Origin of the sequence: Rufibacter ruber (assembly GCF_014138425.1) — a bacterium.
Classification (GTDB): domain Bacteria; phylum Bacteroidota; class Bacteroidia; order Cytophagales; family Hymenobacteraceae; genus Nibribacter; species Nibribacter ruber_C.
On sequence record NZ_JACJIQ010000007.1, the window covers coordinates 16,751 to 30,895 of the forward strand.

Genomic DNA, 14,145 nt, shown 5'->3' on the forward strand with positions numbered 1-14,145 from the left:
TATTTCTTGTGCTACATTTGGTCATCTAAATAAAAAACTACAAACAAATCAATGGCCATTCTTCGTTTTAAGGCGCTTGAGTTGGTAAACCAACGGCCGCCAGTAGAGGTGAAGCAACCTTCTGAGAAAATCTCTGACTATTACGGGTGCAACGTTTTTGGACTGGAGGCCATGAGAGCCACCCTGTCTGGAGACTATTTCAAGCGCCTCCAGTTTGCCATTAGAACCGGCAGCAAAGTAGACCGCCATTTGGCTGATGCCGTGGCAGCTGCCATGAAAACCTGGGCGTTAAGCAAAGGGGCCACCCACTACACCCACTGGTTTCAGCCGTTAACCGGGGAGACCGCTGAAAAACACGATTCGTTCTTTGACCTCAGCTCAGACGGACGCGCTATTGAAAACTTCAAGGGCAGCGCCCTGGTGCAGCAGGAGCCAGATGCTTCCTCATTCCCCAACGGGGGCATTAGAAACACCTTTGAAGCCCGCGGCTATACCGCCTGGGACCCCACTTCGCCCGCTTTTATTATTGAGAGCACCGGTGCCAAGACCCTTTGTATCCCTACTATCTTTGTTTCTTACACCGGTGAGGCACTTGACTACAAGGCGCCCTTGCTGAAAAGCTTAACGCTGGTAGAGAAAGCCGCCGTAGATGTTTGCCAATATTTTGACAAAGACGTTTCTAGGGTAACCGCTACGCTGGGTATAGAGCAGGAGTATTTCCTGGTAGACCGTGCGCTGTATAACGCCCGTCCAGACCTGGTAATGGCCGGCAGAACCGTATTTGGCCATGCCCCGGCCAAAGGCCAGCAGCTGGAAGACCATTACTTTGGTGCTATCCCGTCACGGGTGCATGCCTTCATGGTTGAGTTTGAGGTTGAAGCCCATAAGTTGGGAATTCCGTTGAGAACGCGCCACAATGAAGTGGCTCCCAACCAGTTTGAGTGCGCCCCTACCTTTGAAGAGGCGAACCTGGCCGTAGACCACAACCAGATCCTGATGGATGTGATGGACCGCGTAGCCGAGAAGCACGACCTGAAAGTGTTGCTGCATGAAAAACCGTTTGCCGGCGTAAACGGCAGCGGGAAGCACAACAACTGGGCCCTGAGCACTGACACCGGGGTGAACTTGTTCGCGCCTGGCCGCAGACCAAAGGAGAACCTGCAATTCCTGACCTTCTTCATTACCACCATCAAAGCGGTTCACCGCTATGCAGATTTACTGCGCGCCAGCATTGCCTCTGCCAGCAACGACCACCGCTTAGGAGCCAATGAGGCCCCGCCCGCCATCATGTCTGTTTTCATAGGTAAAAAGTTGACCGAGGTGCTAGATGAACTGGAGCGTACCGCCAAAGTTCCTTTAGACAAAGGCGACAACATGTACCTGAAGCTGGGCATTGACAAGATCCCTGAAATTCTGCTGGACAACACAGACCGTAACCGTACCTCCCCGTTTGCCTTCACCGGTAACAAGTTTGAGTTCAGAGCGGTTGGTTCCTCTGCGAACTGTTCTAACGCCATGACCATCCTGAACGCCATTGTAGCCGATCAGCTGATTGAGTTCCGGAACACGGTAGAGGCAGCCATTGCCAAAGGCAAGAAAAAAGAAGTGGCCATCATTGACGTGCTGCGCGAGTACGTCATCTCATCTAAAGACATCCGGTTTGAAGGAAACGGGTATTCTAAGGAGTGGGAGGAGGAAGCAGAGCGCCGCGGGCTGAGCAACATCCGGACTACCCCGTACGCCCTTGACAAACTGGTAGACGAGATGGCCGAGGAGCTGTTCACCAAGCACAACATCTTCAACAAGCGCGAGTTACACGCCCGTCACGAGATTTTACTGGAAGACTACATCAAGCGCGTACAGATTGAGGCCCGTGTGATGGGTGACCTGGCTGCCAACCACGTAATTCCAACTGCTGTGGCGTACCAGACCAAACTGGTGCAGAACATCAAAGGCCTGCGTGAGATTGGACTGGAAGATGATGAATACACCAAATCAACCCTTGACACCATCAAGAACATCTCCCGCCACCTCACCACCATCAAAACCAATGTAGAGGCTATGGTAGAGGCCCGTAAGGTAGCCAACAAGGTAGAAGATACCCGTGAGCGCGCCATTCAGTACAATGAGAACATCAAGAGCTACTTTGACACCATCCGGTACAGCGTAGACAAACTGGAGCTGATTGTAGATGATGAGCAGTGGCCACTGGTGAAATACCGCGAGATGCTTTTCAGCCACTAAGCGCTTGATCAAATTTGGTTTTTGCCGGCGAAATTGGGGGAAGGCTAGGTTCTGGTGAACCGGTTTATTGAGCAGCATAGCAGCGCTATGGTGCGAATAAATGGGGGTGTCAGTCTTTTGTAGTACCTTTTTTCTCAGCGCAAAAAACAAATAAAACATGCTTTAAGCCCTGGTCACATTTCTGACAAACAAACAAAAAGGCCTCTACTACGGTAGAGGCCTTTGTTATGTATGGTGAAAGAGACAGCTGTTTTGGGGCTGTTTTCGAAAAAACAGCCCCAAAACAGAACATTAGATAAACAGGGGCTGCTCCTCAGAAGTCCGGTTAGGGGAGAGACGCTGGCTAACCGTTTTGATTTTCTCTTTGATTGATTCCTGGGTGGGCACGTGCCGCTGCCAGCCCTGTTCCTGCCACCAGTTCTGCAGGGCAGGGTTCTGCCGGGTCAGCTCCAGTACCCGCTTCAATACAAACGGAAGCACCAGACCGGCAATAGACCCGGCCAGGGCATTTCTGATTCCCAGGTGAATGATCAGTTTTACCAGGAGTAATTCCTTCAGCTGGTCAAACAAAACTTGCGCGCCTTTCTCCTGCAGCTGTCCTTTCAGGACTTGCATTGCCTGTTGCACATTCCCTTTTTCCAACTCACGGGAGAGCCAGGTCTCTACAGTGGTGCGCGCCACCTCAATGGCCTGTGGTATCTGAGTGACAGTCAATCCCGCTTTGTGCAACAAACGGGCAGCGTACGCATGACTTTTCTGAAGGAAGGGGAATGACATAAGGTGGGGGTTTAGTTAAAGGGTCGCCTTTTTTTTTGGGGCTACGCGCAAAGCAAGGACAGGGTTACGGGTTTCGGCAAAAACTAAGAAAAAAAATTTCCGTACGCTCATTTTTTACAGTCACCCCCTTATAACCTACTACCATTATGGATTTTGACATCAGTGACTTTAGACGGAAGCTGGACCAGCACCGGGCAAAAGGCGGCAGCGCCGCCGAATTTATACAACAAGAGATCAGGAAGGCCGAACAAGTAAAGGAAGGCATCTCAGAAGAAACAGACCATGCCGCCGACTTTGTGTCTGAAGCCATTAACCGGGTAGACACCTATGTTTTTCAGCTCCAGGAGATAGAGCAGCAATGCAATCCCGCTGAACTGGGTTTAGACCAGCAGACCAACCTACAGGACCAGGAGATGCGGGACCGGATAGGGGAACGCCTTGACCGCCTGCAAGAGAGGGGAGACGCCAACCTCAGCCTGGAAGATCCTAAGCTACGGGAGGGGAAACCGGAGAGCGGAATTTCGCCGGCCAGTTTTTAGCGCATCCGTTTATTCTAAACAGAAAAGCCACCCCGGTAAAGGTGGCTTTGGTTTTGCGTTTTGGGGCTACTTTTCCAAAAACAGGCCTAAAACGCAAATTCAGGCAAAAGCCCGGTTGTCTGAGGAACTGTTGCCGGAGAAGGTCTGCCCAACCTCCCTTATTTTGGTTTTAATGACTTCTTTGGTGGGCAGGTGTTTGCGCAGGTCTACATTTTCCCACCACTGTTTGAACTTGGGGTTCTTCTGCATCAGCTCCACCATCCTTTTTAAGATGAAGGGAAGAATCACCGTGGCCGTCTTAGCGGCAGTTTCATAATCCATCTCCTGCCGAATAATGAATTTGGCCACCACCAGGTCTTTCAGTTCATCAAAGAGCAACTGCGAGTCTTTCTCCAGTACATCTCCTTTGACCATCTGAAAAACCAGCGGCAGATTTCCTTGCTCCATCTCCTGGTACAACCAGTTCTCAGCCGTTTCACGGGTGATCTGAATAGTATTCGTTATCTGTACGTTATCCATGCCTGCCTTACGCAGTAAAGCGGCCGCCTGACGTTTGCTTTGGGAAAGAAACAGTAATGACATAATGGGATGATGTTAAGGTATAGATAGTACGTAAATGGGAGGCAGGTGTTGCCGCTTTACCTATATCTATGGGCCTAAGGGGGCCTTTTAACCGTCTTTTCTGCCAACTAGCCTAAGTTGAATCGTTAGATATCCTTCTAATAGAAGCAGTTATAATGTAAACCAGAGACAGTTGCTGGAGCATAAATTTTAACCTGCCTTAGAAAATCTTCAGGTAGCAACGGCTTGTGCCACCTCAAAAAAACCTCGTACTTTTACAAGCCGGGCGCTGAACAATCTGGTTTGGCCATTGGTTAACGTACTATGGAAACATCATTTCCCTTGAACAAAGATTCTTTTTCGCTGGAAGGCCTTTACTGCCCCAGCCTCACCAACTATACCCGCCGCCTCTCCCGTGAAGTGAAGATAGGCGACCTCGCCATGGGCGGAAACAACCCCATCCGGGTACAGTCCATGACCACCGTAGACACCATGGATACGCTGGGATCAGTGGAGCAGGTGATACGCATGGTGGAGGCCGGTTGCGAGTACGTGCGCATCACGGCGCCCAGCGTGAAAGAGGCTGAAAACCTGGGTCTCATCAAGAAAGAACTCCGCGCCCGCGGCTATTCCGTTCCTTTGATTGCCGATATTCACTTCACGCCCAACGCCGCCGAGCTGGCCGCCCGCCTGGTGGAGAAGGTGCGCGTGAACCCCGGCAACTACGCCGATAAAAAGAAGTTTCAGGTTATTGACTATACAGACGCCACCTACCAGGCCGAGCTGGACCGGATACGGGAACGCTTCACGCCGCTGGTGAACATCTGCAAAGAGTACGGCACCGCCATGCGCATCGGCACGAACCACGGCTCCCTGTCTGACCGGATTTTGAGCCGCTACGGTGATACCCCGCTAGGCATGGTGGAAAGCGCCCTGGAGTTTCTGCGCATCTGCGAAGACCTGAACTACTATGACGTGGTGCTGTCCATGAAAGCCAGCAATACCCAGGTGATGGTGCAGGCCTACCGCTTGCTGGTGCAGAAACTGGAGGAAGAAGGATTACAACCCTACCCGCTGCACCTGGGCGTAACCGAAGCCGGCGAAGGCGAAGACGGGCGCGTGAAATCGGCGGTGGGCATTGGTACCTTACTGGAGGATGGGCTTGGCGACACCGTGCGGGTTTCTCTCACCGAGGCGCCGGAACTGGAAGCGCCCGTGGCGAAGATGCTGATTGACCGTTACGCTACTCGCGCCGGTCATACGCCCATCAAACCCATCTGCCATCTGCCGTACAACCCGTTCCAGTACCACCGCCGCGAAACCCGCGAGGTGCTGAACCTGGGCAGCCATAACGTGCCGCGCGTAGTGGCAGACTTGAGCCGTTTGGAAGACATCACGTATGAAGACCTTCGGCCGGTAGGCCATATCTATTCACCGGTGCTGGACAAGTTCCACATGTCTGACCAAGGCGCGGATTACGTCTACACTGGCAGCGCACCTATTTCTTTTATGCTACCCAACGGCCTGAAAGAGATCGTGGACTACACCGCCTGGCTGGAAGCCGAAAAGCGAGAAGAACGGTATCCGCTCTACACCGCCGTGCAGTTTGAAATGGCAGATTCCTGGCACCCACAGCTCAACTTCGTGCAGGTGTCATTGGGGCAGCTTACCAATGACTTCATTGAAACGCTGCACAACCGCCCAGACGTGGTACTGATTCTGGAAACGGAGAACGAACACGCCATGCCCGAGCAGCGCAAAGCCTTCATCCGGCTCATGAACCAGGGACAGCCCGTGCCGGTCATCATCAAACGTTCCTACGAAGATCTCACCGATGAACAGGTGCAGCTCTACGCCGCCACCGACGTAGGAGGATTGCTCATTGACGGCTTCGGGGATGGTGTCATGCTCAGCACCCAGGACCTGAGCTACCGCAGCAAAGAGGAGTGGGGCTATACGCTGGAAGGGCTGAACAAACTGACCTTCGGGATTTTGCAAGCCGCCCGCACGCGCATGAGCAAAACTGAGTACATCAGCTGCCCCAGCTGCGGCCGCACCTTGTTTGATTTGCAGGAAACCACCGCCATGATCCGGAAACGCACCGACCACCTTAAAGGTGTGAAGATTGGCATCATGGGCTGCATTGTGAACGGTCCCGGCGAGATGGCCGATGCCGATTACGGGTACGTGGGCGTGGGCAAAGGCAAGATTGCGCTGTACCGCGGACAACAGGTGATCAAGAAATCGGTGCCTGAGGAAAGGGCCGTAGATGAACTGATTGAACTGATACGGGAAGACGGCAACTGGATAGAGCCGGTGGGCGTGGAGGCGTATAATTAAATTATTTTAAATTAGCATGTCAGAATTTACATCATTAGAGATTTGTGCTGGGGCTGGTGGGCAAGCATTGGGTTTAGAACAAGCTGGATTTGATCATCTTGCTTTAGTTGAAATTGAGAGACTTGCCTGTGAAACTTTACGCCACAACAGGCCTAATTGGAATGTAATCAATTTAGATGTAAAAGAGTTTGATGCGTCCCTTTACAATGGGAAAGTAGATCTTCTTGCCGGGGGGGTTCCATGTCCACCGTTTTCAATTGCTGGAAAACAATTAGGGCACCTTGATGAGAGGGATTTGTTCCCAGAAGCCTTGCGCTTGATGGAGGAATGTAAGCCAAAGGCCATCATGTTAGAAAATGTTAAAGGAATTCTTAGTCCTAAGTTCAAAACTTATAGAAAAGAAATTTTGAGTACATTACGGGCTCATGGTTATAGTTTTGATTGGAAACTTGTAAATTCTTCAGATTATGGAGTATCACAGTTAAGGCCAAGGGCAATTTTGGTGGCTATGAAAGAAAAATATTTTCCATATTTTACATGGCCAAATAAAACTGAAAACAAACCTTTGACAGTTGGTGAATTGCTTTATGAAGAAATGTCACTATTAGGCTGGAGCAATGCTGATCAATGGAAAGAAAAAGCTAATGTAATTGCTCCAACCTTAGTTGGTGGTTCTAAAAAACATGGTGGGGCTGACTTAGGACCAACTAGAGCCAAAAAAGCTTGGGCAGAAATGGGGATTGATGGGCGCGGCCTAGCTGAATCTCCCCCCATCAATGGATTTGACGGTTTGCCAAGGCTTACGTTAAAAATGACCGCTTTAGTACAAGGTTTTCCTAAGGATTGGGAATTTATCGGAAAAAAAACTCCAGCCTATAGACAAGTAGGAAACGCATTTCCGCCACCAGTTGCCAGAGCTATCGGAAATTCAATAAAAGAAGCATTAGAAAAAGGTGAAAAAGAAATCTGAAAGTAAAGGCGCAAGAGCTCTTCTGCGAGAATTCTTCTTTAACCGTGTTGGTGAAGTAATAGATTCTGATACGTTAAGACAGGTAGCAGGCATAAGTGAGTGGGCAAGAAGAGTAAGGGAACTGCGGAATGAGGAAGGCCTAAATATAGTTACCCATAATGACAGGAGTGATTTAAAACCTGGTCAGTATGTTTTGATAAGCTTAAAGCCTTTACCTGCTTTTGAAAGAGGAATATCAAAAGAGACTCGGGCTTTTGTCTTAGATAGGAATGGTTTTACTTGTCAAATTTGCGGGGCTGCTGCTGGGGAACCACATCCAAATGACAATGGACGGAAAACCAGGTTACATATTGGTCATATCATTGATAAATCAATGGGAGGAACTGATGAACCTAACAATTTAAGAGCTATCTGCTCACTTTGTAATGAAGGTGCTTCAAACTTAACTCTAAACAGGCCGCAAGCAATAAAATTAATTGCGCAGATTAGAAGAGCTCCAGGAAAAGACCAGCTTGATGTATTACATTGGCTTATAAGTAAGTATCCTACACAAGCAAAGGTACTTATTGAAGAAGCGAACAGATAAAACTGATATGAAAGGACTATTTGATTTCACGGAAGTGGCCACTTACTTCTTCCGCAAAAAAGACCCCAACCGCAAGACTAATTTCAACTTGCGCACCATGCACACCATCAACAAAATCTCTATGCTGATGTTCCTGTGCGGCTTTATTTACCTAGTCTTAAGATGGCTTAGCTAGGCTAGGTGGTTTTGCCAGCGTTTCTGGCCTGTTTTTCTGAAATAAGGCCAAAAGTGCTGCCCAATATTTTCTGCGTACAAAATAAAAGAGGCCGGATTTTTCCGGCTTTTTTATTTCAACAGCTCCTGATTTTTTATTACTTTTCTTATCTTAGTAGACACTATTCCTTTATTTAATCTTTAATTAATTTATTACATGAGAAAAATTTACATTCTTGTCTTTCTTCTGTGTTATCTACCGTTCAGCTCATCTGCAGCCGAAACAGATTCGCTCAAAGTGTGGCGTGACAGCGTAAACGCCTCTTACCACTATCAAACAGGCACCATTGTCCTGAAAGAGGGGCTGGCTAAAATTACCGTACCCAAAGGGTACAAATTCTTAGATGGCAGACAAAGCTCCCAAGTCCTGACAGAGCTTTGGGGAAACCCGCCTAGCGAAAGCATGGGCATGCTGTTTCCGGTGGCCGCCGGCCCCGCAGATGCAGACACGTGGGCTATTGACGTGACGTATTCAGAAGATGGGTACATCAAAGACGATGACGCCAAAGACATTGATTATGATGAACTGCTGGAGGAAATGCAGGCAGATACGGAATATGAAAATGAGGCACGTGAAGCAGAGGGGTACCAGCCTGTGAAGTTGATTGGTTGGGCGGTGCCGCCTTTTTATGATGCCGCCGCCCATAAATTGCATTGGGCAAAAGAGCTTCAGTTTGGTGAAGAGCAAACGGGGGTGAACACTCTGAATTACAACATCAGAATATTGGGCCGCAAAGGGTATCTGCAGTTGAATGCCATTGGAGACATGAGTATGGTCAAAGGGATTCAGGCTGATGTTCCAGGCATTTTGGCCAGCGTGGAATTCAATGAAGGCAACCGGTATGCAGACTTTGACCCCGGGGTTGACAAAGTGGCCGCCTACGGCATAGGTGGGTTGATTGCTGGAAAAGTTCTGGCGAAAGTGGGTTTCTTTGCTGTTATCGCTAAATTTTTCAAAGTAATCTTGATAGGGGCTCTGAAATTCTGGAAGCTAATTGCACTGGCTTTAGTGGGTTTGTTTTCTGGAATTAAGCGTTTCTTTGGGAAGAAGCGGCAAGAGGCTGCCTCAGAAGAACAAGACTTGGAGGCAGTGTCTATGGTTCAGGACAGCAGTTATGAAGATGAAGTGTCAGTGCTGGAAGAAACATACTCACCACCTGTAGCCGAAGTGGAAAGTGTAGAAAAATCAACCTCAGAGGTAAAATAACATTTTTGATAACATTTTTCAATTAAAAGCGGCACCGGTCTTTCTTGGCGGGTGCCGCTTTTTTGATTAGTTTGGCCTTCATGAACATAGAGGAATTCAGAGACTACTGCCTGGCCAAGCCTCACGTAGAGGAAACCCTGCCTTTCGGCGAAGACACCCTGGTTTATAAAGTGGCCGGGAAGATGTTTGCCATGTGCAGCCTGAACAGCTACGCCGAGGGCGTGAACCTGAAATGTGACCCGGAAAGGGCGGTGGAGCTTCGGGAGCAGTACCCGGCCATCCAACCGGGCTACCACATGAACAAGAAATACTGGAACACTATTCTGCCTGAAGCTTTTCTGCCCATGGGATTGCTGCCAGAGCTCATTAACCATTCCTATGAACTGGTGGTGAAGTGCCTCCCGAAGAAAGTGCGGGTGGAGTTGTGGGTTTAGTTTCTGTCTGAAGCTAGCTCTATACAAGAATCAGTGTTTCCTTCCTCAAACTAACTCCTCCCTATAAGCCTAACACTGGGATATAGGGTGGAGGCTGCCTGTCTCTTTCCTCTAATTTTAGCGACATGCCTTCAGCATCAAGACCTTAGACAACTCACATTCCAAAGAGATCATTGATATCATATTACCTATCCAGCAGCTTGAGTTTGGCGTACCCATCACGCTGGCAGACCAACCAGATTTGCTTGATATAGAAGGCTTCTACATCCAAAAGGGAGGGAATTTCTGGGGTGCAAGCGTAGAGGGAGAGCTTTGCGGGACCATTGCCCTTTTGCGTTTCAATGAAAAGGCCGGTGCCATCCGGAAAATGTTTGTCAAAAAAGAGTTTAGGGGAAAATATTATGGTGTTGCGGCTCTCTTGTTAAAAGAATTGATCTGTTACTGCAAAGAAAATGGCATTGAGGACCTGTATCTTGGCACTGTTGATGTCCTGCAGGCGGCCATCAGGTTCTATGAAAAGAAAGGATTTGTGCAGCTCCCTAAAGCGGAGTTACCTATTGATTTCCCGGTTATGGCCTCAGATAATGTCTTTTGTCACTTTGATTTATACTAGGGGGTGAATTCATTAACAACTTCCTGAAAATCAAAACACCAACATCATCAGGTTCCACAGAAAATGCAGGAGAGCTATCCAGAGAAAAGGTTTGGCCTTTCTTTCCTGAAGCACTAAGAATCCTAGTGCATAGATAATGCCTATAGGGAATTCGTAAAGAATATAAAGAGGGTTTTGAAAGTGAGCGAGGGCGAAAATGGCGGCAGAAAGCCAAATGGCCTGGGTTCTGTTGAGACCGATCCTTGGAGAATATTTCAGGACGAGGAACTGGCTGAAGAAAGTTTCAAAAAGAGCCGGAATCACCGCATGTCTCCAGACACTATAAGGACTTACCTCAAACGTGTTGAAATTGATTCTGCCCCCGAAGGCATAAAGGAGCAACCCCAGTAGAACAAAGACTGAGAATTTAATTAAGAAAAGGAAACCAATGATGAAAGGAGTAGGCCAAGTGCTAAGCCTACAGATTGCTTTGTCAAACATAGGGGCCAATAAGCAATATTTAGAAATACATTCTCTTAGGTTCTTCCTCCTAATTACCCTTTACCTCAATAAAGAAAACTGATTCTGATGTAAACTAAAAGAACAGCCTCTAAGGCTGTTCTTTTAGTACATTCGTTTTTGACCTGTTTTCGTGAAAACAGGTCAAAAACGCTAAACTACTACGTTCACAATCTTGCCCGGCACCACAATCACCTTCTTCACCGGTTTGCCTTCCAAGAGTTTCTGCACCTGCTCAGACGCCAGTACGGCGGTCTCTACTTCCTCTTTAGGGGCTTTCAGGTCAAAGGTCATTTTACTTTTCACTTTCCCGTTGATGGAGATAGGATAGTCAAACGTACTTTCAGAGAGGAATTCCTCTTTCCATTCTGGGTAGGCGGCGTAGGTGATGCTCTCGGTATGACCCAAGCGGCTCCAGAGTTCCTCGGTGATGTGCGGGGCGTAGGAGGCCAGCACCACGGTCAACGGCTCCAGAATGGCGCGCTTTTTCGTTTTCAAGGAAGACAACTCGTTCACGCAGATCATGAACTGGCTCACGCTGGTCCCGAAGGAGAAGCGCTCAATGTCTTCCTCCACTTTCTTGATAGTTTTGTGCAGCGACTTCAGCTCGGCGGGAGTGGGTTGCTCGTCGGTTACCGCCCAGTTGCCTTGCTCATCGAAGAACAGTTTCCAGAAGCGGCGCAGGAACTTGTACACGCCGTCCATGCCGTTGGTGTTCCAGGGCTTGAATTGCTCCAACGGCCCCAGGAACATCTCGTACATGCGCAGGGTGTCGGCACCGTATTCCTCTACCAGTTTGTCCGGGTTCACCACGTTGTGCTTGGACTTGGACATTTTCTCAATCTCCACGCCCACGTGGTATTTGCCGTCTTCCAGTACAAATTCTGCGTTGGCGAAATCTGGTCTCCAGGCTTTGAACTGTTCTACATCCAGCACATCGTTCTCCACAATGTTCACGTCCACATGCAGAGCGGTTGTTTCGTACTGGTCTTTCAGCCCGAAGGACACAAACGTGTTTGTATCTTTGACGCGGTACACAAAGTTAGACCGGCCCTGAATCATGCCCTGATTGATGAGCTTCTTAAACGGCTCGTCCTGGTTCACCAGCCCGAGGTCAAACAGGAACTTGTTCCAGAAGCGGGAGTAGAGGAGGTGACCCGTAGCGTGCTCTGAACCACCAATGTATAAGTCCACATTCTGCCAGTAATCAATGGCTTCTTTGCTGGCGAAGGCGTTGTCGTTCTGAGGATCCATGTAGCGGTACCAGTACCAGCTGGAGCCCGCCCAACCGGGCATGGTGCTCAGTTCATACTCATATTCTCCGCGGTATTTCCAGTCCTGTGCCCGGCCCAGGGGCGGCTCACCGGTCTCTGTCGGCAGATAGGCATCTACCTCCGGCAACACCAGCGGCAGCTCGCTCTCGTCCAGCAAGGCCGGAATTCCGTCTTTGTAGTACACCGGCACCGGCTCCCCCCAATATCTTTGCCGACCAAACACGGCATCGCGCATACGGTAGTTGATACGGGCTTTGCCCACGCCCAGTTCCTCGGCACGTTGAATACCGGCTTTGATGGCGTCTTTCACCTCCAGCCCGTTCAGGAAACCGGAGTTGATGATTTTTCCTTCTTTGGCGGCGTGCGCTTCCTTGCTCAAATCCCCCCCTGCTACCACTTCCGGAATGGGCAGGTTGAACTTCTTGGCGAAGGCGTAGTCGCGGGTGTCGTGGCCCGGTACGGCCATCACGGCCCCGGTTCCGTAACCTGCCAGTACGTAATCGGCAATCCAAACCGGTACTTTTTCGCCAGAGATAGGGTTGATGGCGTATGCGCCGGTGAAGGTGCCGGTCACGGTTTTCACATCAGACATGCGGTCGCGCTCCGAGCGGTTCTTGGCCCAGGTCACGTATTCCTCCACCTCGGCGCGTTGCTCCGGGGTGGTGATCTCGGTTACATATTCATGCTCCGGCGCCAGCACCACAAAGCTTACCCCGAAAATGGTGTCAATGCGGGTGGTGAAGACGGTGATGTGCTTGTGGGCGTGGCCGTCCAGCTGGAAGCGAAGTTCAGCCCCTACTGATTTGCATATCCAGTTGCGTTGCATCTCCTTCACCGGCTCAGACCAGTCAATGGTGTCCAGGCCCTGCAACAGTCTTTCGGCGTAAGCCGTGATGCGCATCATCCACTGCTTCATAAGTTTGCGCTCCACGGGGTAGCCACCGCGCTCTGAGACGCCATCTTTTACCTCATCATTCGCCAGAACGGTTCCCAACTGCGGACACCAATTCACCACAGCTTCAGAGAGGAAGGTGAGGCGGTATTTCAGCAACAGGTCCTGCTGCTCTTTCTCAGAGAGGCGCGCCCAGGCATCGGCGGTCACGTGCGGCGTGTCCTCGTCACAGGCGGCGTTCACGTGCGTGTTGCCGCGCATGGCAAACTCGGTGACCAACGTCTCAATAGGCTCAGCTTTGTCTGTATTGTAGTTGTACCAGCTGTTGAAGAGCTGCATGAAGATCCACTGGGTCCATTTGTAGTAACTGGGGTCTGAGGTACGCACCTCGCGCTCCCAGTCAAAGGAGAAGCCCAGGTTGTTCAGCTGCTCAATGTAGCGCTCAATGTTCTGCTTGGTGGTCACGGCCGGGTGCTGACCGGTCTGAATAGCATACTGCTCGGCCGGCAAGCCGAAGGAATCAAAGCCCATGGGGTGCAGCACGTTGAAGCCTTTGAGGCGCTTGTACCGGCTCACAATGTCAGAGGCGATGTAGCCCAGCGGGTGCCCCACGTGCAGACCCGCCCCGCTCGGATACGGGAACATGTCCAGCGAATAGAACTTGGGTTTGCTAGGGTCAATCTCGGTCTTGAACGTCTTGTTATCACTCCAGAAGCGCTGCCACTTCTGCTCAATGGATCGGTAGTCGTACTCTGACATGGGTATGGTTTCGGTTGGAATGTGCTTTTCATTGGGCCGAACTAGGCCAACCGCAAAAGTAAGGGAAATTCTGCAAAAAGGAGGAGTCTCACCGCGTACAGGAGCGTGGTTTCTCTTTCTGTTTTTGGCCTGATTTCAGAAAAAGAAGCTCTAAACGCAATTGGCGCAGACGCTCGCAGGTGCTGCGCACGCTACGAGGTCTTTTGAGTGGGCGGTATTGCGGTGGTAAACGGGTAGA

13 protein-coding genes are annotated in these 14,145 nt (G+C 50.0%); 9 read left to right on the forward strand and 4 right to left on the reverse strand.

From position 1 onward, the window contains the following. Positions 1-51: 51 nt before the first annotated feature. Complete coding sequence (locus tag FHS90_RS09565) at positions 52-2,244, forward strand: glutamine synthetase III family protein (RefSeq protein ID WP_066831147.1); 2,193 nt, start codon at positions 52-54, stop codon at positions 2,242-2,244. 291 nt (positions 2,245-2,535) lie between these two features. Here FHS90_RS09565 and FHS90_RS09570 read toward each other — a convergent pair whose 3' ends face one another. Then, positions 2,536-3,021: a hypothetical protein gene (locus FHS90_RS09570; protein WP_182512890.1), complete on the reverse strand. Its 486-nt coding sequence runs from the start codon at positions 3,019-3,021 to the stop codon at positions 2,536-2,538. A gap of 146 nt (positions 3,022-3,167) precedes the next feature. On the opposite strand from FHS90_RS09570, the gene FHS90_RS09575 reads away from it, so the two are divergent. Then, the gene (locus tag FHS90_RS09575) at positions 3,168-3,560 is read left to right on the forward strand and encodes a hypothetical protein (protein ID WP_066831141.1); all 393 of its coding nucleotides are present in this window, start codon (positions 3,168-3,170) and stop codon (positions 3,558-3,560) included. Positions 3,561-3,659: 99 nt separating this feature from the next. Here the strand turns inward: FHS90_RS09575 and FHS90_RS09580 are convergent, their stop codons facing one another. Next, entirely contained in the window at positions 3,660-4,142 is a 483-nt protein-coding gene (locus FHS90_RS09580) for a hypothetical protein (RefSeq protein ID WP_182512891.1), read from the reverse strand. Positions 4,143-4,445: 303 nt separating this feature from the next. Here FHS90_RS09580 and ispG point away from each other — a divergent pair, with 303 nt between their 5' ends. The 7 genes from ispG (at position 4,446) to FHS90_RS09615 (ending at position 10,484) form a co-directional block, all read left to right on the forward strand. Further along, complete coding sequence (ispG, locus tag FHS90_RS09585; protein ID WP_182512892.1) at positions 4,446-6,461, forward strand: (E)-4-hydroxy-3-methylbut-2-enyl-diphosphate synthase; 2,016 nt, start codon at positions 4,446-4,448, stop codon at positions 6,459-6,461. 16 nt (positions 6,462-6,477) lie between these two features. After that, the gene (locus FHS90_RS09590; protein ID WP_066831123.1) at positions 6,478-7,431 is read left to right on the forward strand and encodes a DNA cytosine methyltransferase; all 954 of its coding nucleotides are present in this window, start codon (positions 6,478-6,480) and stop codon (positions 7,429-7,431) included. Beyond that, positions 7,415-8,017 (forward strand): HNH endonuclease, encoded by a 603-nt coding sequence (locus FHS90_RS09595; RefSeq protein ID WP_220483034.1) that lies wholly within the window; start codon positions 7,415-7,417, stop codon positions 8,015-8,017. Before FHS90_RS09590 ends, FHS90_RS09595 begins: the two co-directional genes overlap by 17 nt. A gap of 7 nt (positions 8,018-8,024) precedes the next feature. Then, positions 8,025-8,192 carry a DUF6728 family protein gene (locus FHS90_RS09600; protein ID WP_169818133.1) on the forward strand — a complete coding sequence of 56 codons (168 nt, stop codon included), beginning with the start codon at positions 8,025-8,027 and terminating at the stop codon, positions 8,190-8,192. Positions 8,193-8,387: 195 nt separating this feature from the next. Then, positions 8,388-9,437, forward strand: coding sequence for a DUF2167 domain-containing protein (locus tag FHS90_RS09605; protein ID WP_182512893.1), 1,050 nt, complete (start codon positions 8,388-8,390; stop codon positions 9,435-9,437). Positions 9,438-9,517: 80 nt separating this feature from the next. Further along, a complete protein-coding gene (locus FHS90_RS09610; protein ID WP_182512894.1) occupies positions 9,518-9,871 on the forward strand; it encodes an MmcQ/YjbR family DNA-binding protein in 354 nt (117 codons plus the stop codon). Positions 9,872-10,112: 241 nt separating this feature from the next. Beyond that, on the forward strand, positions 10,113-10,484 hold the full coding sequence (locus FHS90_RS09615) for a GNAT family N-acetyltransferase (protein ID WP_220483035.1): 372 nt from the start codon (positions 10,113-10,115) through the stop codon (positions 10,482-10,484). Positions 10,485-10,514: 30 nt separating this feature from the next. Here FHS90_RS09615 and FHS90_RS09620 read toward each other — a convergent pair whose 3' ends face one another. Both FHS90_RS09620 and leuS read right to left on the reverse strand, forming a co-directional pair. Next, positions 10,515-10,964, reverse strand: coding sequence for a CPBP family glutamic-type intramembrane protease (locus tag FHS90_RS09620; RefSeq protein WP_182512895.1), 450 nt, complete (start codon positions 10,962-10,964; stop codon positions 10,515-10,517). Positions 10,965-11,135: 171 nt separating this feature from the next. Beyond that, a complete protein-coding gene (gene leuS / locus FHS90_RS09625) occupies positions 11,136-13,907 on the reverse strand; it encodes a leucine--tRNA ligase (protein WP_182512896.1) in 2,772 nt (923 codons plus the stop codon). Positions 13,908-14,145 lie beyond the last annotated feature (238 nt).